Raw genomic sequence first — 14,915 nt, 5'->3', positions numbered from 1 at the left:
CTCGCTCCTCACTCGTCACGTCTTCGTCGCTGCTTCCCGTGCGCGGTCCGGCGGTACCTCCCCTTCTCGGAGTCTCAGCCGGGGCAGCCTCCCGTCGTCCCGGGCCCGCAGCGCCTCCGCAGCCCATGGCCGCCAGTTGTCGGGCAGGTCCTTACGTGCGACCACGTGCGGCAGGACTTCCAGCAGAGCTGCGGCCTGTGCTGTCGCCACGGGAATCCCACACACCCGTTCGAGCATGGAGGGTGTGAGCCCGCCGCCCGCGATGAGTTCCAGCGGTCCGGCCGGGCCGCTCGAGCCGGTGCGGGTGACGAGCGCCGCGCACTGGAGGCCTGCCAGGTGCACGGCGGCGGGCACTTCGCGGATCCGTTCCGCCAGGGAGGCGTCCACCAACGAGGCGGCCGATGCCACGGCGTCGCGCATGACGGGCAGGTACCCCGCCTGGTAGTACCCGCCCACGCAGGTCAGCCCGCGGGCGAAGGCGAGCACTGTGAAGCACGTCAGCAATGACGGAACCAGCCTTCCCTGCGCAAGACTCTCGGCCAGGGCTTCGGGCGCGAGCGGCTGCCGCATCTCCTCACCGTGCTCGTCACGCCCGTCCAACCACGGCTGCCCGCCCCGGGCTCGGTGCGTCAGTGGCACCCGTCGCCCGTCCTCGCGCATGCCCCAGAAGAAGACCGTGCCCTCCCGGGACTGTCCGCCGGCGGGGCGTCCGAGGCGCCGGTCGAGGTCGTCCAGTCGCCAGCAGGCGGGCTGTCCGTCGAGCAGGCGCAGCACCTCGGAACGCACACGGGGGTCGAAGCAGAGCAGGCTCAGCAAGCTGTCGGGCCGCCGCACGTCCCCGGCCGCCAACTGCGCGCAAACGGCCTCCAGAGCCAGCTGCAACGGCCGCGGGCCCCCAGCGGGAAGCAGCCGCCCCCACAGCGCGGTGTTGATCGCCGCCGCCTGCGTCCCGTACTGGGACAGTTCCAGCACACCGGCCCGGCCCAGATCATCCCGCAGGAAGCCGCGGGCGGTCCGGACCGTGGCCGCACCGACTCTGCCCTCGCGTCCGTAGGCGGCGAGCCGGCGCGAGGCCCGCTCCACCATGGGGGCGGTCAGCGGCGGGACACTTCCCGCCGTCCATCGGCGGTAGCGGTTCGGGTACAGCGGCAATCGCAGGGGGATGGCGGAGGGCTCTCCGTCGCCCGGCTCGTAGAGCAGCAGTCCCATGGGGTAGGTGAGGTTGTCCATGCTCACCGAGGAACAGCCCAAGATCACCACCGTCCGTCGGGGGCGGCCTCGGGGCAGGGGCCGCATCCCGAACAGCAGGGTGCCGTGGACGGAGTCGGCGAACGTGTCCACGCCGAAGTGGTTGGAGGTGGGGATCAAGGGGTCAGCCCGTAGTTCCGCGACCGCGACGCGCGCCGTCTCCGCCCCGTACAGGGCCTCGACGTGCGAGGCGATGACGGGCCACAGGTCCTCGCACGCCCGTGCGGCCCATGGGGGTGGGGGCGGCGCGAAGGTGCGTACGAAGGCACCGAGAGACTGGCCACCGTGCTCATCGAGACACGCCCGGAACGCCGGCGAGTGCTGAGCGGCCAGCCCGAGCGCGTCCCCAGGTCCACCCGCGTCCGCTGTCAGCCCCGCGTCCACGGCTGTCCTTCCGTCGGCTCGTCCACGCCGTCGGCCTGCCCCGGTGCCGCGGAGGACTCCGCCACCGGTCTCTTCCCCGGGACGGCGGGATCGTCGTCGTCCGGCTCGGGAGATCCCTCCACGGACACCGTGCGCACGGAGCTGAACAGGAAGACGACACAGCTGACGGCCAGGGCCCCGGTAGCGACGGCGAGTGCCGTCCGTACGCCGAGGAGTTCACCGAGTACGCCGGCCAGCAAGCCGTTCAGCGCAATGGCACCCGTGCTGACCAGTCGCCAGCCCGCAGTGACCCGCCCCAGTAGTTCTGGCGGGATCATGCGGGCCCGCAGGGTCAGCGAGTGCACGTTGAACAGTCCCAGACCCAGTTCGTGCACGATCAGGCCCAAGATGAGGACGGTCACCGCTACCGGTGCCCGGCCGTGGGCAGCCGGGATGGCGGTGAGGGAGAGCGAACCTACGGCCATCGACCAGACGATGGCGCGCCCCGTCCCGAGTCTGCGGCCCACTCGGCCCGCCACCGCCGCGCCGAGCAGTCCGCCCAGGCAACTGACGGAGAGCACGACCCCGAGCGTTCCGGAGGTCAGGTGCAGGGACTGAATCCCGTAGAGGAGGAAGAGGGTGAAGGTGACCTGCCCGAGCAGGTTGAAGGCCGCCGACTGGAGCAGCACCGGGCGCAGCACCGGGTGGCGCGCGAGGAAGACCATGCCTCCCCTGATGGCAGGCCAAGGGGAGACGCTCTTCTCCCGCGGGGGACGGGTCTCGCGGTGCCGGATGCCGAGGTTGAGCCCGCCGGCGACCAGGTAGGAGAAGGAGTCGGCGATCACTGCCCCGGCCGGACCCAGCACATGGACCAGGAGGCCTCCGAGCCCGGGGCCGCCCGCGCCGGCGATCGAGTAGGTGGATTCCAACCTCGCGTTGGCAGAGGTCAGTTGCCGGGGAGGCACGAGTCTCGGCAGATAGGAGACGTATCCGATGTCGAAGACGGCCGTGAGCGCGCCGGTCGCGAAGGCGACCACCAGCAGGAGTGGTACCGACAGAAAGCCGAGGGCCCAGGAGAGCGGGATCACCCCCATCAGCAGGGCGCGGCCGAAGTTGGTCGCGGCGAGTGTCGGACGGCAGGGGCGGGTGTCGAACCAGTGTCCGGCAAGCGGGGATATCAACAGGACGGGTGCGTACTGCGCGGTCGCGAGCAGGCCCACCATGCCGGCCCCGGCGTCGAGGAGGGTGATAGCGGTCAGCGGGAGGGCGATGAGTGAGATCTGGCTTCCGATTTGGGAGAGCGTCTCCCCGCCCCACAGGCGCAGGAAGTCGTCGTTGTGTCGCAGCCCCCTTTCCCGGTCCGCGTGCTCCGGGGCCGTCGGGGGTGGCTTGCGCGCGGTCACGGGGTCTCTTCGGGTTCGATGTCGAAGCGCACACCGTCGGTCAGTCGTATCGCCAGGGCGCGCGCCTGTTCGGGGTCGGCGGCTCCCACGGCCAAGGCTCCGGCGCGCCCGTCGGACTCGTCGGCCGCAGTGACGCGCTCCCCCGGTGCGACGGCGAGTTCGGCGGCCAGGACAGCCGGATGACGCGTGGCCTCCTGCCATCCGTGAACTCCGCGCAACCGGCCGGGGGGCGGGCTGAAGTACCTCGTGGCACCGGCGCGGGCGCAGCCCCGGGGACCGGCGGGAGTGTCGCGGCCGAGGGAGTCGTCGTAGACCTCTCCGAACATCTCCAGTCCCTCGATCGCGTGGGCCAGCAGGCGATGGATGTAGTCGCCGCCGAGCCGGGCGTGGACCTCGCCGAGGATGATGCCGTCTTCGGTCACCCAGAGCTCGGTGTGGAAGAGGCCGTGGCTCAGGCCGAGAACGCGCAGCGCATCGGTGACCGTCTCCTCGATCTGCCGCCGCAGGGGGGGAGGGAGGGGGGCGGGCAGGGTGTGGGCTTGCTCGACGAAGAACGGGGGCGGCAGCTTCTCCTTGGCGGTGATGGCCAGGACCTGTGGCTCACCGCTGCGGAAGAGTCCCTCAACGCTGTACTCGGCGCCGCTGACGTAGCTCTCGACGAGGAAGTCCTGACCGCTCTCCGGCGGGAGGTGGCCGAGGGCTCGGGACAGTCCGGCGGCTGACGACACCAGGCTGACTCCTTCGCTGCCGCTGCCCATGCGGGGCTTGACGACCCATGGTCCGGGCGAGTCCTCCAGCAGGCGAAGGGCTTGTGCGGCAGAGGTGCAGGGGTGGGAGGCCGGCTGCGGAAAGCCCTCATCGGCGAGCCTGCGGCGGCAGTCGGCCTTACTGCGGATCAGGTCGATCACCTCGTGGCTGTTCCCCGGCAGTTCCAGTGCTTCGGCGATGCGTGCGGTCGCGGGCAGGGCCAGTTCCCGGCAGGTGAACACGGCGTCGAAACCCTCGCCGCGCCGGCTGCGGTCGAGGGCCCATGCGACAGCCGCTTCGGGATTTTCGAAGTCCACGGCCTCGGCCGTATCGGCCAGGTCGACGGCGTCCCGGGTGACGGCGAGGTCCTCGGCATGGCCGATGAGGTGCACCGCGAGGCCGCGTGCGCGAGCCTGCTCGATGGCCATGACGGCGACATCGATGCCCAGCGGCGCGGGTCCCGCACCACCGACGAGCAGAAGCGAAGGGGGGGTCAACGTGCCTCCTCGGTTCCGTGGGGGAAGAGCACGATTTTTCCGGTCTCGAACGAGGCCTGTGCCTCGAACGCCTCGGCGGCCCGGTCGAGCGGCAGGCGGTGCGTGATGTAGCGGTCCAACTGGTCGGGAACGGACGCGATGAGGCGTAACAGCCGGCGTGCGTCGTTGCGGTTGATGTCGAGGGTGCCCAGGAGGGTTACTCCGCGCTGGATCAGGTCCTCGTCGACGCTGAGGGCGAGGCACCCGGGCTCCGCGAGGAAGGCCACTGCACCCAGGCGCGCGGCCGAGTCCAAGGCGAGCCGCTGGTACACCTCCTGCCCCGAGCACTCGATGACGTGGTCGGCCCCGCGGCCTCCGGTGGCCGTCATGACCTCCTTGTGGGAGGGTTCGACCACGAAATCGGCCCCGAGGCCGCGCGCCAGTTCGGCGCGGTAGGGGGTGCGTACGGCCGCGATCACCGTGGCGCCGCGTGCTTTGGCGTTGATGACGCCGCCGAGTCCGACCGCACCCAGCCCGGTGATCAGTACGGTGCTGCCGGGACCCACGCCGAGGCGTTCCATGGCACCGAAGGTGGGGCCGAGGCCGCAGCACGCCATGGCGGCGTGCTCGTAGGACATCCCGTCGGGGATCGGTTCACACATCCAGGCGGGCTTGACTGCATACTCGGCGAAGCCGCACTCGCCGGATTCACCGCCGCATACGCCGCGCGGGTCCTCGGTGGCGGCGCAGTGGGCGTAGAACCCGCGCCGGCAGGGCTCGCAGCGCCCGCAGGGGTAGCCGCAGAGTGCGACCACCCGGTCTCCCTCACGGACTGCGGCCCCTGCGGGGGCCCGCACGACCTCCCCCGCCATCTCGTGGCCCAGCGAATCGGACCTGTTGCGCTCCAGGTACACGCCGTCTGTGTAGGCGACGTACTCGTTGCACATGGGCGCGGCCAGGACCCGGATCAGTACGTAGTCCCGGTCGATCCGCGGCATCGGCTTCCGCACCGTCCGGGCCCGGCGGGGCCCGTCGATGCACACGACGTCCATCTGCCCGGCCGGGTCAGTCATGGACGGCCTCCGCCCCGGCGAGGTAGGACCCGCACCCGCCTGTACGCGCGACGTCGAGGGTCACGCAGTGAAAGGAGCCGCCGAAGGTGTAGACGTGACGGAAGTCGACGGGCACGCACCGGAATCCCCACGCGGTGAGGGCCTCTATGAGGGGTTCCTCGTGGCTTTCCACCACCACGGTCTCGGGATCGAGGGACAGGACGTTCATGCTGACCCAGGGGCTGCAGAAGTACATCGGCCAGTCGGAGGGCAGGGCTGGCTTGGGCGCGGGGAGGATGTCCCATCCGTCGAACAGTTCGTGAGGTACGTACCGTTCGGGATTGACCAGCAGTTTGCCCGGAGCGAGCGGGGCGAGGGTGGCGTCGATGTGCATCGCGTGCGGGTCGTCCACGTCGATCCGGCTGACGCGGAAGCCGTCGCCGAGCGACCGGCGCAGCCACTCGATCCCGAACTCGTTGGTGACGTGGCTGCGCTGGACGACCAGGTCCCGCCCGAACCGCATGACGTCGGCCGCGTCGAAGACCGGCTCGAACTCCCCCACGGCCCAGCCGTTGCCGTCCTCGGCCGATTCGTCGCTGAACAGGTCCTCGGTGAGCTGCGGCTTCGGGGCAGCCATCCAGCGGGCTCCCTGCCGGAACCAGTCCTTGATCAGCTCGCGGAAGGCATCCGTCTCGAAGTACCGGCAGCGCCAGGACATCGGGGCTTCCACGATGGTGTCGCCGACGACCATCAGGCAGTCCCTGGGCATGCCCGCGTACAGGCCTCCCTTGCTCGTCCAGTGGGGAGTGGCGAAGGAACTGCCGTGCGGAGCCGGGGCCGGCCGCCGTACACGCACGCCCTCGGCCTCCAGCACCCTGCACAGGTTCTCCAGCTCCTCGCGCGCGGCCCGCAGATGCCCGGCGGGGAAGGGGGAGCCGCCACGGGTGCGCAGGTCCTCCCAGGAGCTCTCCGGCATGGTGTCGGCCATGGAAGGCTGCCATGTCGGGAAGACCGCGTCGTCGAGGCGGCCCACCACCACCTCCTCCAGGGGGTCCCACTCCGTGAAGGAGTTCACCGGACAGACTTCGGCGGTCCGGGGCGCGGCGGAGGCAGATACGCTTTCGTGGAGCATGGGGTCACCTCTGGTAAGGGATCTGACGCCCGTCCGGTGGGTCCGGCGGGGCAGGGGTTCAGACGGCGCTCGCCAGGCCGCCGGCGCTCTCACCGCCGTCGATGACGAAGCTCTGGCCGGTGATGAACGCGGCGTCGTCGGAGGCCAGGTACGAGACGAGCCCGGCGATTTCGCGCGGGGTTCCGAGACGGCCAAGAGGGATGGCGGCAGCGCACTCCGCCAGCATGTGCGGGGTGTACTCGGATTCCTGCATGGGAGTCAGGACGTAGCCCGGGCAAACGGCGTTGACCCGTACGGTGGGGGCCAGTTCGAGGGCCATGGTCCTGGTCAGCTCGATCAGTCCGGCCTTGCTCGCGTTGTACGCGGCGTACTGCGGCATGCCGACGAGACCGCTGACCGACGCGGTGTTGACGATGACGCCCCGGCCGCGGGCGTGCATGCGCAGCGCTGCCTGCCGACCGGTGTGGAACGCCCCGGTCAGGTTGACCGCGAGGACTCTGTTCCACTCGGCGGCGGAGGTATCGAGGACGTCCCGCCGGATGCTGATGCCCGCGTTGCTGCACAGGACGTCGATGCCGTCCCACTCGCGGTCGAGCCGTCCGAACGCCTCCGCCACCGATGCCTCGTCGGCGACGTCCGTCCCCACGGTGAGCAGCATGCCGCCGGTGTCCCGTGCGGCGTGCCTGCCCAAGGCTTCGAGGTCGTTGTCCAGGACCGCGACGCGGCAGCCCTGGGCGAGGAACGTTTCGGTGATGGCCTCGCCGATGCCGCGGCCGCCTCCGGTGACCACGACGGTCCGCCCCTCCCCGGACGCCGGCATCACGCCGACCACGTCGCGGCGAGGACGCGGTCGAGGTGCGCGGGCAGGGGGACGACGTGCGGAGCCCGTACTCCCTCGCATGCGGCGGTGTAACCGTAGGAATACGCGCCCGTGTTCGGGAACAGCAGCGCGTCGCCGTCCGCGAGTGGCGGCAGCAGGGCATCCCGTTTGATCACGTCGAAGGAGTCCATGATCGGCCCGACCAACTGGGTGCGGGAGGGCTCGCCGCGCTCGGGGGCGAGGATGTCGAGGCTCTTTCCTCCGTCCTCGATGAAAGTGGTCTCGAAGAGGCCCGAGTAGCCGCTGACGTCGAGGTGGGTCAGCCGGCGTCCGCCCGCGACGCGGTCAGCGACGACCGTCGCGAGCGTCGCCATCGAGGGCTCGGCAAGATACCTTCCCGGTTCGCACAGCAGAGTGACGTCGGACGGCAACAGTCGCCGGGCGTGTTCGCGGAGCCGGTGGAAGAAGTCCGGGTGGTCGTGGTGGAAGCGGCGCCTCGCGCCCGGGAAGGCACCGCCGATGTTCATCACAGGCACTTCGCCCACGTCGGCGGAGAGTTTCGCCCGGACCTCCGCGGCCTCCTCCAGCGCGCGCCGGTAGGGGACGGCTTCGGCCAGGTCCTCGGTGTCGGTGCCCACGAAGAAAGACAGGGCCTCCACCGCCAGACCGTGTCCGGCAGCGAGACTGCCGAGTCCCACGACTTCCTCCGGCAGGGCGCCGAACCGTACGACCGACCGGGCCGACTCCCCCGCCAGGGCCGGACGCAGCCGCAGTGTGAGGCGCGCGCGGTCAGTCAGGGAGGCCAGCAGCCGCAGCCCCCTCACATCGTCGACGACGAAGCGGGTGACTCCGGCGTCGAGCACGGCCTGGGCGGTGCGTGCGTCGATGACGGGGTTCACCCAGGTCACGCGCTCCGGCTCGACGCGTAAGTGGAGCAGGGCGCGCAGGTGGGCGAGGTTGGTGACGTTGTACTCGTCGACGTCACGGACGGCCTGGAGCATCAGCGGATGGGTGTTGGCCTTGAGCGCGTAGGAGACGCGGCAGCCGAGGCCGTCGCGGAGCAGGCGCAGGGCGTCGGCCACGGACTCATTCGAGAAGAGCTGGACGGGGGTGGCCAGGTGCTGCTCTCCCACCCAGTCGACGATCTGTTCGCGGAGGTGCGCGCTCATGTCCGCAGCCCCCGTCCGCGCAGCAGGTAGCCCAGCTCCACCCCGCTGCTGTCCACGCTCGCCGGTGTCGTGACTGCCGCCCGGCACTCGAGGCCGGCCCGTTCGAACAGGTCCTCCCAGAAGGGGCGGGTCTCCAGGTGCTGGTTGGTGAAGACGTGGAGCAGGTAGTACAGGTTCCAGAAGTTGCGGGCGAGCCCGTGGCGCATCACGGAGGGTTCGGCGACCTTCTGATCGACCTCGATGACGACTATGTCGATGTCGGGAAAGGTGCGCACCAGGGAGCGCAGCATCTGCAGGAGCGTCTTTTCGCCCTGCTGGCCGAGCACCTCCTGAAGGACGTAGCCGAAGACGATGGTGTCAGGCGCACATCCGGTCGGCGGATCGGCCAGGAAGCTCTCGGCGGAGGCGTTCACCAGCGTGATCCGGTCGCCGAGCCCTTCCGCCTCGATGTTCGTCCGTGCCTGCTCGAAGGCGTCCGGGTCCGGCTCCGCCCCCCAGGCGGTAGCGCCTGGCATCCGCCGGCACAGGTCGATGAGGTACTGGGCGTCGCCGCATCCGAGGTCGAGGAGGCAGGCGGGTTCGAGACCGGCGTCCGTGAGCAGGGTGTGCATCATCGGCATGCCGTCGAAGTGGGCTATCTCGCAACTGCCGGTGCCGACGTCGCGCCCCTCGCGTGTGCAGAACGGCGCGCCGCGGCGCATTGCTCCGCCGATCTGCCCGACGGTGCCCGCGTAGCCGCCGACGAAGAAGGTGTACCAGCTGCGGAACTCGGCGTAGGAGTGGGCCTTCGCGCCCAGTGCCGTACGGCCGTCCCGGACGGTCAGGACACCCTCGTTCGCCAGGAAGAGCAGCAGGCCCGTGAGGCGTTCGGTGTCCAGATCCAGGTCTTTGGCCAGGGCCTCGATCTCACGTGGCCCGTCGGATGTGTTCAGCGCGTCGTACACGCCGGAGGCGAAGAGGTGGTGCAGGCACGAGGCCAGGAACAGCTCCGCGATCGGGCGGATGCCGTCGATGAGGCGCTGCTCGAAGCCCTCGTCCACGCCGGGGAGGCGCGCGGGGGGCAGTGGGGAATTTCCGTTGACCATGGCCGTCCTCAGGTGGAGGGGTCGTTGTCGTGGGAGAAGTTGCCGGTGCGCAGCGCTTGGTACAGCCGCTTGCCGGTCGAGGGGGGCGAGAAGAAGAAGCGGGTCTCCTCACGGCGTCCCAGGACGCCGTGCCGCACAAAGTCGGTGCCGGTCCTGGCCCAGTAGCGCGGGCCGAGCCGGCCCAGCAGTACGAGGTACTCGGCGAGCCGCTGCGCCGTGCCGAACCAGTGGTTGACCGAGACGGAGGGTGTCAGCGCCCGGATGTCGTGCCAGCAGCCGCGGGGGATGTACACGATGTCCCCCGGTCGCACGACGCCGCTGTAGAAAGTGGCGTCGCGGAGTTTGGGATGTACGGCCAGATCCGGCGCGCAGACGTCGATCTGGCTGTTCACCAGATTATCGGGGAAGGGATAGGCGGCCGCGCTGTCCCGCCAGGAGAGCAGGGTCACCTGTTTCTCCCCGGAGAGCTGGCAGAAGAGGTTGTCCTTGAGATCCGCGTGCAGCATGGAGCGGGTTCCCGCTGAGCCGATCCACGCGCGGGTATCCGGTTCGTGGGTGTCGGCCGGACCGAGCAGAGCACCGAACTCGCACTCGGACAGGTCGAGGAGGTCTCCCGCGCGTTGGTACGCGAGGTAGCAGGGCGTGTCCTCCTTCGCGTGCGCCATGGCGTCCAGGAAGGCGGCGAAGCTCAGATCCCGTTCGTAGCGCTGCTGGTCCTGGGGGAAGAGCACGCCGTCCCCCGGCAGGTTCATCAGGGCGCGCACACGGTGGTGCCCGTAGCGTTCGCGCAGGCGTTCCGGCTGCCAGGCGCGCTTGGCGGGCCAGTCGTCCGCCAGGCCGCGGAACAGCTGGGGGACCGCGTGTTGCCGCACCGCCTGCCGCAGGCCCCGGGGGCTGGAGTGGGCGGCGAGGGGCAGCGGGCGCACGTCCACGCCGGCCTCCTGGAGTGCACGTACGGGATGTGCGGGGAGCGGGGACCGGGCAAGGGCGGTGTCGCGGCCCGGGTACGAGGTGGTCACTGGGGTGTCTCCTGCCGTGGGGGGAGGACCTGCCGGCTGGGCACGGTTCCGGAGCAGATGTGTGCGGGCCAGCCGTCCAGTACGAGGCCGTTCGGGCCCGGGGTGGCGCGCAGGTGGGTGCCGGGCCTGTGCCAGTTCGCGCGGTGGGGCTCCATGGTGACCGGGCCGTCGGGCACGAGGTGGCGCGCGAGGAGGACATGGGCGCATGCGAGCGCGCCGGTGCCGCAGGCGAGCGTCTCCTGGTTGATGGCCCGTTCCCAGGTGCGGTAACGGGGGGTGCGCCCGGCGAGGTCGACGTAGTTGACGTGGACGCCCGCAGGAAAGGCTTCCTTGTAGCACAGGTTTATCCGGGCGCCGAAGAATTCCATCAGGCCGATGGATTCCGGTGTGGGAGAGGGGGCGAACAGCTCCTGCGCGAGCGCGGGTGAGCCGTGTGCGCCGACGAGGACGAGGTGGGGTTCTCCGTTGAAGACCAAGTGCCCCGTAAGCCGGTCAGGCCATGGCTCTCCCGTATCCGGCAGGAAATGCCGAGGCGGGCGGTCGACGGCGAGTTCCAATTTCAGGAGACTCTGCCGTTCGGGCAGGTGGCCCTGCCCTGTGAACGGCACGTGGCCTGGTAAGTCTGCCTTTCGGCGGTACAACGTCTCGGGGACCTCGCGGGGTGCTCCGACGTTCACCCACATGCGCCCCTCATCGGCCCCTTCTCCCACCCGCACCTGTCGTGGACGCCCGCAGGGAATTTCGGTGAGGAACGTCCACACCCGCCCTTCGCCGCCGGGTGCCCGCGCTTCCGGCAGGCACCGTGCGGCGTAGTGCCCGGCGGAGAGAAGACCATTCCCGCAGGAAAGGGTCTCGCTACCGTCCTGTTCGAAGATGCGGAAGGTGAGAGCGGCGCCGCCCGGCGCGTGTGCCAGGTACAGGACGTTGTCCGCACCCCCCACTCCGAAGAAGGGGTCCAGGATCCATCGGGCGAAGGACGATCGGGTCGCGTCGTCGGGGAGAGGAGTGCGTGTCTCGTCCACGATGAGGAAGGTGTTGCCAGCGACCGAGTACTTCTCGTACCCGACCCGCCCGCCCATCGTCCGAGTGGAAGCAGTCATCGAATACCCCGTGGCCGAGCCGGCCGGTCAGCGCAGATCTTCCTCACCCTGCACCGCTTCCTTCATGGCCATCGCCGTCGGCGTGTGGGCGGTGGGCAGCTGGGTTCCGAAGAACTCCTCGCCGTGCACGACCCGCAACTCCCGGCCGCTCCCGTGGAACTCGCCGCGGCGGTGCATGAGCCGGTAGTTGTCGATCACCACCATGTCGCCGTCGGACCAGCCGAGCGGAATCTCCCGCTCCAGCGCCAGCTTCTCCACCGCGTCGAGGAAGTCCTGTGGCAGGGGCTCGCCGGTCGCGAGTTTCATGCCGTAGTACTCGGGGTCGGTCACCGCGTGGAGCGCGGTATTGCTCAGGCTCCGGGCTCCGGCCCGCGTGGTCACCGCGATCGGCGTCGTGTACCTGGTGTGCAGGGTGCCGTCCTGCGAGAAGTCGAACTCGAACTGCGGCAGCGTGCCCAGGAAGTCGCTTATCTCGGAGGGGTCGTCGCCTCCGGCCGCCTTGCTCCACTGCTCGCGGGGCCAGGCACGATGGAAGCACAGGTCGTTGTCGAGGGCGAAGGAGCGCCACTCGTCGCTCAGACCCTCCAGGAGTGCCACGCCGTCCACGACACCGGTCGGCGCCCCTCCGTCGCTGCCGGCGTTCAGGCAGAGGAACCACAGGGCGTCCGGGCGCCAGGGATTGTAGGAATCCTCCGCGTGGAAGCCCAGGGCGACACCGCCGGGAGGGTAGACGATGGAGCGAGGGGTAGCACACTTGCCGAACTTCCGCGTGAAGGCCTGGTACTCATCCATCGTCGGGTCGAAGCCCGTGAAATACACCCAGCCGTTCTCCCGGAGGAGGCGACGCACCTCATTCGGATCACAGTCGGATAATGTCTCACCGACCCCCGCAGCAATAGTGCTGCCTATCTCGGCGGTCTTTATTTCCATGCTTCCTCCATGGAGAGAAGATTGCACATGGCGAATCCGCAGCCGCCTACGGCCGTGCGGCGCCGCTCTCGCGACAGGTCATGCGCGCCGACAACTCCACTAGACCGCCGCCCATTTGGCCGAGCAACCGGTCACACGTGTGATACAAGTCACATCACGGTTAAATTGCTGGCCAGTTGGTGGATATATTTTCGGCGCTTTGACGAGTTTGTTTGTGGCCACATTACGGGGGTATCCGTGCTGAGCGCACTAGCGCCCCGTCAAAGGCGGGCGAGAGTTCAGTGCGCCCGACTACTGAATGGCGAACCCTTTCCAACCCGCCGGTCTGGACGGACGATTGGCAGGCTGCCCGAACTGTCGAAGCCCCTGATGGACGGGTGCACGACCAAGATCACCCGTGTCGGCCGGAAGTTTCATGTGCTTGCCGGATAGTGAGTCCTTTCCCACCTCACGCCGAAGCGTGGTGAAGGACGAGGATGGCTTGGGCGATCGCCGTGATGCGGTTGGTGCTGCAGCGGAGTTTTCGTAGGAGGCGCCGACCTTTCAGCGTGACCATGGTCCGCTCGCGCAGCGGATCTTGGCGTGCGTGCTGTTGTGGCGGCGTTGCCACCGCTCGATGCGACGGCCGCGGAAGGGCATTCGGATGGAGCTGCCGGCGTCCTGGTACGCCTTGTCGGCCCAGCACTTGAGGTCGGCGGCGGTGAGTGCGCCGACGATGCCGCGGGTGCGGGCGGCAGTCGGGTCGTGGGTGTAGCGGACAGCGCGGGCGAGACCCACAGCAGGCGGCCGAACAGGTCGGTGAGGACCTGGACGTTCCTGCCGTGGCGCTGGTGTTCGCCCGAGCAGCACAGGGCTTCGGCGGCGATCCGGTCGATCGGCAGCAGGGCGCCGCCGTCCAGGATCACGAACGTCCTGACCCGTACGACGCGCATCGCCTGGGTCAGAGTGGTCGCGAGGACAGCCAGAACCTCGACGGCCTCGCGCATGCAGCGGTAGGCGGTCGCGCTGCTGAAACCGAACCCGGCAGCGAGCCGGGCGCATGTGTCACCGCAACGCAGAAGTGCCGGAGCGAGGAGCCCCTGACGACCGGCAGCCAGACGCCGCCACCGGCTCCCGACAGCCCCTCGTCGCACAGCGAGTCGTCCGGTCAGGTACCGCAGAGTGCTTCAGTTCAGTTCGCCGCTCTGAGCGCCACGGTTGGCCGGGCGGCCGGTGATTCGAGTGGTGGGCCGAGGTAGTGCTTGGTCACGTCGTGGACAGGCGCCACGTTCCGGCCGAGCGCACCTGGTAGTAGCCGCGCCCCGGCCACTGGAACGTATGCTCCCCGGCTCGGCCCTCAACCACCGTCACCCAGTAGGCGAGGTGGTCGTCCAGCGCCTCCAACTGGATCAGGCCCGGCCCCGCGCAGTACAGGACGCCCGGGCCCTGGTCCCCTCGGTAGTGCACGACATCCGATCCGGTCCCCTTGATCTCGTCGTGGAAGCGCGGGACTTCTCGCAGTGGCGCCGCTGTCGCCGTCCACTCCTCCTGTTGGCCATCGGCAAGCACGCGGAAGGCGACGGATTTCTTCCCTTCCGGCAGCGGAATCCGGGCGGTGATGGGGGCGCCGTCGCCGGACAGCGGGTACTGGCGGGAGGAACGTCCCTTTCCGCCGCCCTCGAAACGTACGCGGACCCGTGCCTTGCCTCCGGTCGAGAAGACCATCACGGCGGGACGGTATGACGGCATGGCCAGGTGGTGGGTCTGCTCGTCGCTGTCGCTCCTCCCGCTGACCACACCACCCGTCGGCGCCTTCGGACGGCGCTCAGCGCCGCGCGGCCGGGTGGTGTGGACTCTGCTGCCCGGGACCGGATGTCGCGGAGTGCCTGGGCTCGCGTTCTCCGTCAGGCGCACCGCGTCCGCTGCGCATACGGCGATGTTGCGAGCGGCACCCCCGGGAGGCTCCCAACTGACCAGCCGGGCGGCCCGGCCGTGCCGGGCGTCGAAGAAGCACAGGGGCATGCGCTCCGGTAGCGCCCGGTCGGCGATCAGGGCATCCAGACAAGCCAGCGCGTGCCTGCCCTCGTCCAGTGTGCGAAGGACAGGGAGTGTCTCCACCCGTATCCGGTCGCGCTCGACCTCCCGCTTTGCCTGGTCGTACGCGTCGAGGGCACGAGCGAGTTCGGCCCGCATCTCATCCGTCGCACCGGGCTGACCGGGGCTGAACGAATGGACGTCCAGTGCCTCGCCCAAGGCGGTGATCTCGGCCTCGATCTCGGCGAGCGCCGACTCGTCGTGTCCGCGCCATGGCCATAGTCGGCGGAGCCCCCCGCCCACGCTTCTACGCATGGTCCTCATCATGCCGCACGGCCCGGTACGCACGTCCCGAGAT

12 protein-coding genes and 1 pseudogene are annotated in these 14,915 nt (G+C 69.7%); all 13 read right to left on the bottom strand.

Translation table 11 applies throughout. The features are described from left to right. Nucleotides 1-15: 15 nt before the first annotated feature. Nucleotides 16-1,632 carry a hypothetical protein gene (locus ACN6LM_RS04845; RefSeq protein WP_445064012.1) on the bottom strand — a complete coding sequence of 539 codons (1,617 nt, stop codon included), beginning with the start codon at nt 1,630-1,632 and terminating at the stop codon, nt 16-18. Next, nucleotides 1,617-3,014: an MFS transporter gene (locus tag ACN6LM_RS04840; RefSeq protein WP_445064011.1), complete on the bottom strand. Its 1,398-nt coding sequence runs from the start codon at nt 3,012-3,014 to the stop codon at nt 1,617-1,619. Before ACN6LM_RS04840 ends, ACN6LM_RS04845 begins: the two co-directional genes overlap by 16 nt. Further along, nucleotides 3,011-4,258 (bottom strand): ATP-grasp domain-containing protein, encoded by a 1,248-nt coding sequence (locus tag ACN6LM_RS04835; protein WP_445064010.1) that lies wholly within the window; start codon nt 4,256-4,258, stop codon nt 3,011-3,013. Before ACN6LM_RS04835 ends, ACN6LM_RS04840 begins: the two co-directional genes overlap by 4 nt. Next, nucleotides 4,255-5,310, bottom strand: coding sequence for a zinc-dependent alcohol dehydrogenase (locus tag ACN6LM_RS04830; protein ID WP_445064009.1), 1,056 nt, complete (start codon nt 5,308-5,310; stop codon nt 4,255-4,257). Before ACN6LM_RS04830 ends, ACN6LM_RS04835 begins: the two co-directional genes overlap by 4 nt. Beyond that, nucleotides 5,303-6,421, bottom strand: a complete 1,119-nt coding sequence (locus ACN6LM_RS04825; protein ID WP_445064008.1) for an amidinotransferase — start codon at nt 6,419-6,421, stop codon at nt 5,303-5,305. The genes ACN6LM_RS04830 and ACN6LM_RS04825 overlap by 8 nt, the downstream gene beginning before the upstream one ends. A 58-nt stretch (nt 6,422-6,479) precedes the next feature. Next, nucleotides 6,480-7,241, bottom strand: coding sequence for an SDR family NAD(P)-dependent oxidoreductase (locus tag ACN6LM_RS04820; RefSeq protein WP_445064007.1), 762 nt, complete (start codon nt 7,239-7,241; stop codon nt 6,480-6,482). Further along, the gene (locus ACN6LM_RS04815) at nt 7,241-8,410 is read right to left on the bottom strand and encodes a hypothetical protein (protein WP_445064006.1); all 1,170 of its coding nucleotides are present in this window, start codon (nt 8,408-8,410) and stop codon (nt 7,241-7,243) included. Before ACN6LM_RS04815 ends, ACN6LM_RS04820 begins: the two co-directional genes overlap by 1 nt. Further along, complete coding sequence (locus ACN6LM_RS04810) at nt 8,407-9,495, bottom strand: methyltransferase domain-containing protein (RefSeq protein WP_445064005.1); 1,089 nt, start codon at nt 9,493-9,495, stop codon at nt 8,407-8,409. The genes ACN6LM_RS04815 and ACN6LM_RS04810 overlap by 4 nt, the downstream gene beginning before the upstream one ends. Nucleotides 9,496-9,503: 8 nt before the next feature. After that, nucleotides 9,504-10,514, bottom strand: a complete 1,011-nt coding sequence (locus ACN6LM_RS04805) for a cupin-like domain-containing protein (RefSeq protein ID WP_445064004.1) — start codon at nt 10,512-10,514, stop codon at nt 9,504-9,506. Continuing rightward, nucleotides 10,511-11,593, bottom strand: a complete 1,083-nt coding sequence (locus tag ACN6LM_RS04800) for a hypothetical protein (protein ID WP_445064003.1) — start codon at nt 11,591-11,593, stop codon at nt 10,511-10,513. The genes ACN6LM_RS04805 and ACN6LM_RS04800 overlap by 4 nt, the downstream gene beginning before the upstream one ends. Nucleotides 11,594-11,641: 48 nt before the next feature. Beyond that, the gene (locus tag ACN6LM_RS04795) at nt 11,642-12,544 is read right to left on the bottom strand and encodes a TauD/TfdA family dioxygenase (protein WP_445064002.1); all 903 of its coding nucleotides are present in this window, start codon (nt 12,542-12,544) and stop codon (nt 11,642-11,644) included. Nucleotides 12,545-12,992: 448 nt separating this feature from the next. Next, nucleotides 12,993-13,704 (bottom strand): annotated as a pseudogene (locus ACN6LM_RS04790) (transposase family protein). 85 nt (nt 13,705-13,789) lie between these two features. Beyond that, nucleotides 13,790-14,872 carry a hypothetical protein gene (locus ACN6LM_RS04785; RefSeq protein WP_445064001.1) on the bottom strand — a complete coding sequence of 361 codons (1,083 nt, stop codon included), beginning with the start codon at nt 14,870-14,872 and terminating at the stop codon, nt 13,790-13,792. Nucleotides 14,873-14,915 lie beyond the last annotated feature (43 nt).

This window comes from Streptomyces sp. SAS_281, assembly GCF_052542855.1.
This window is presented reverse-complemented; position numbering and strand designations above follow the sequence as displayed.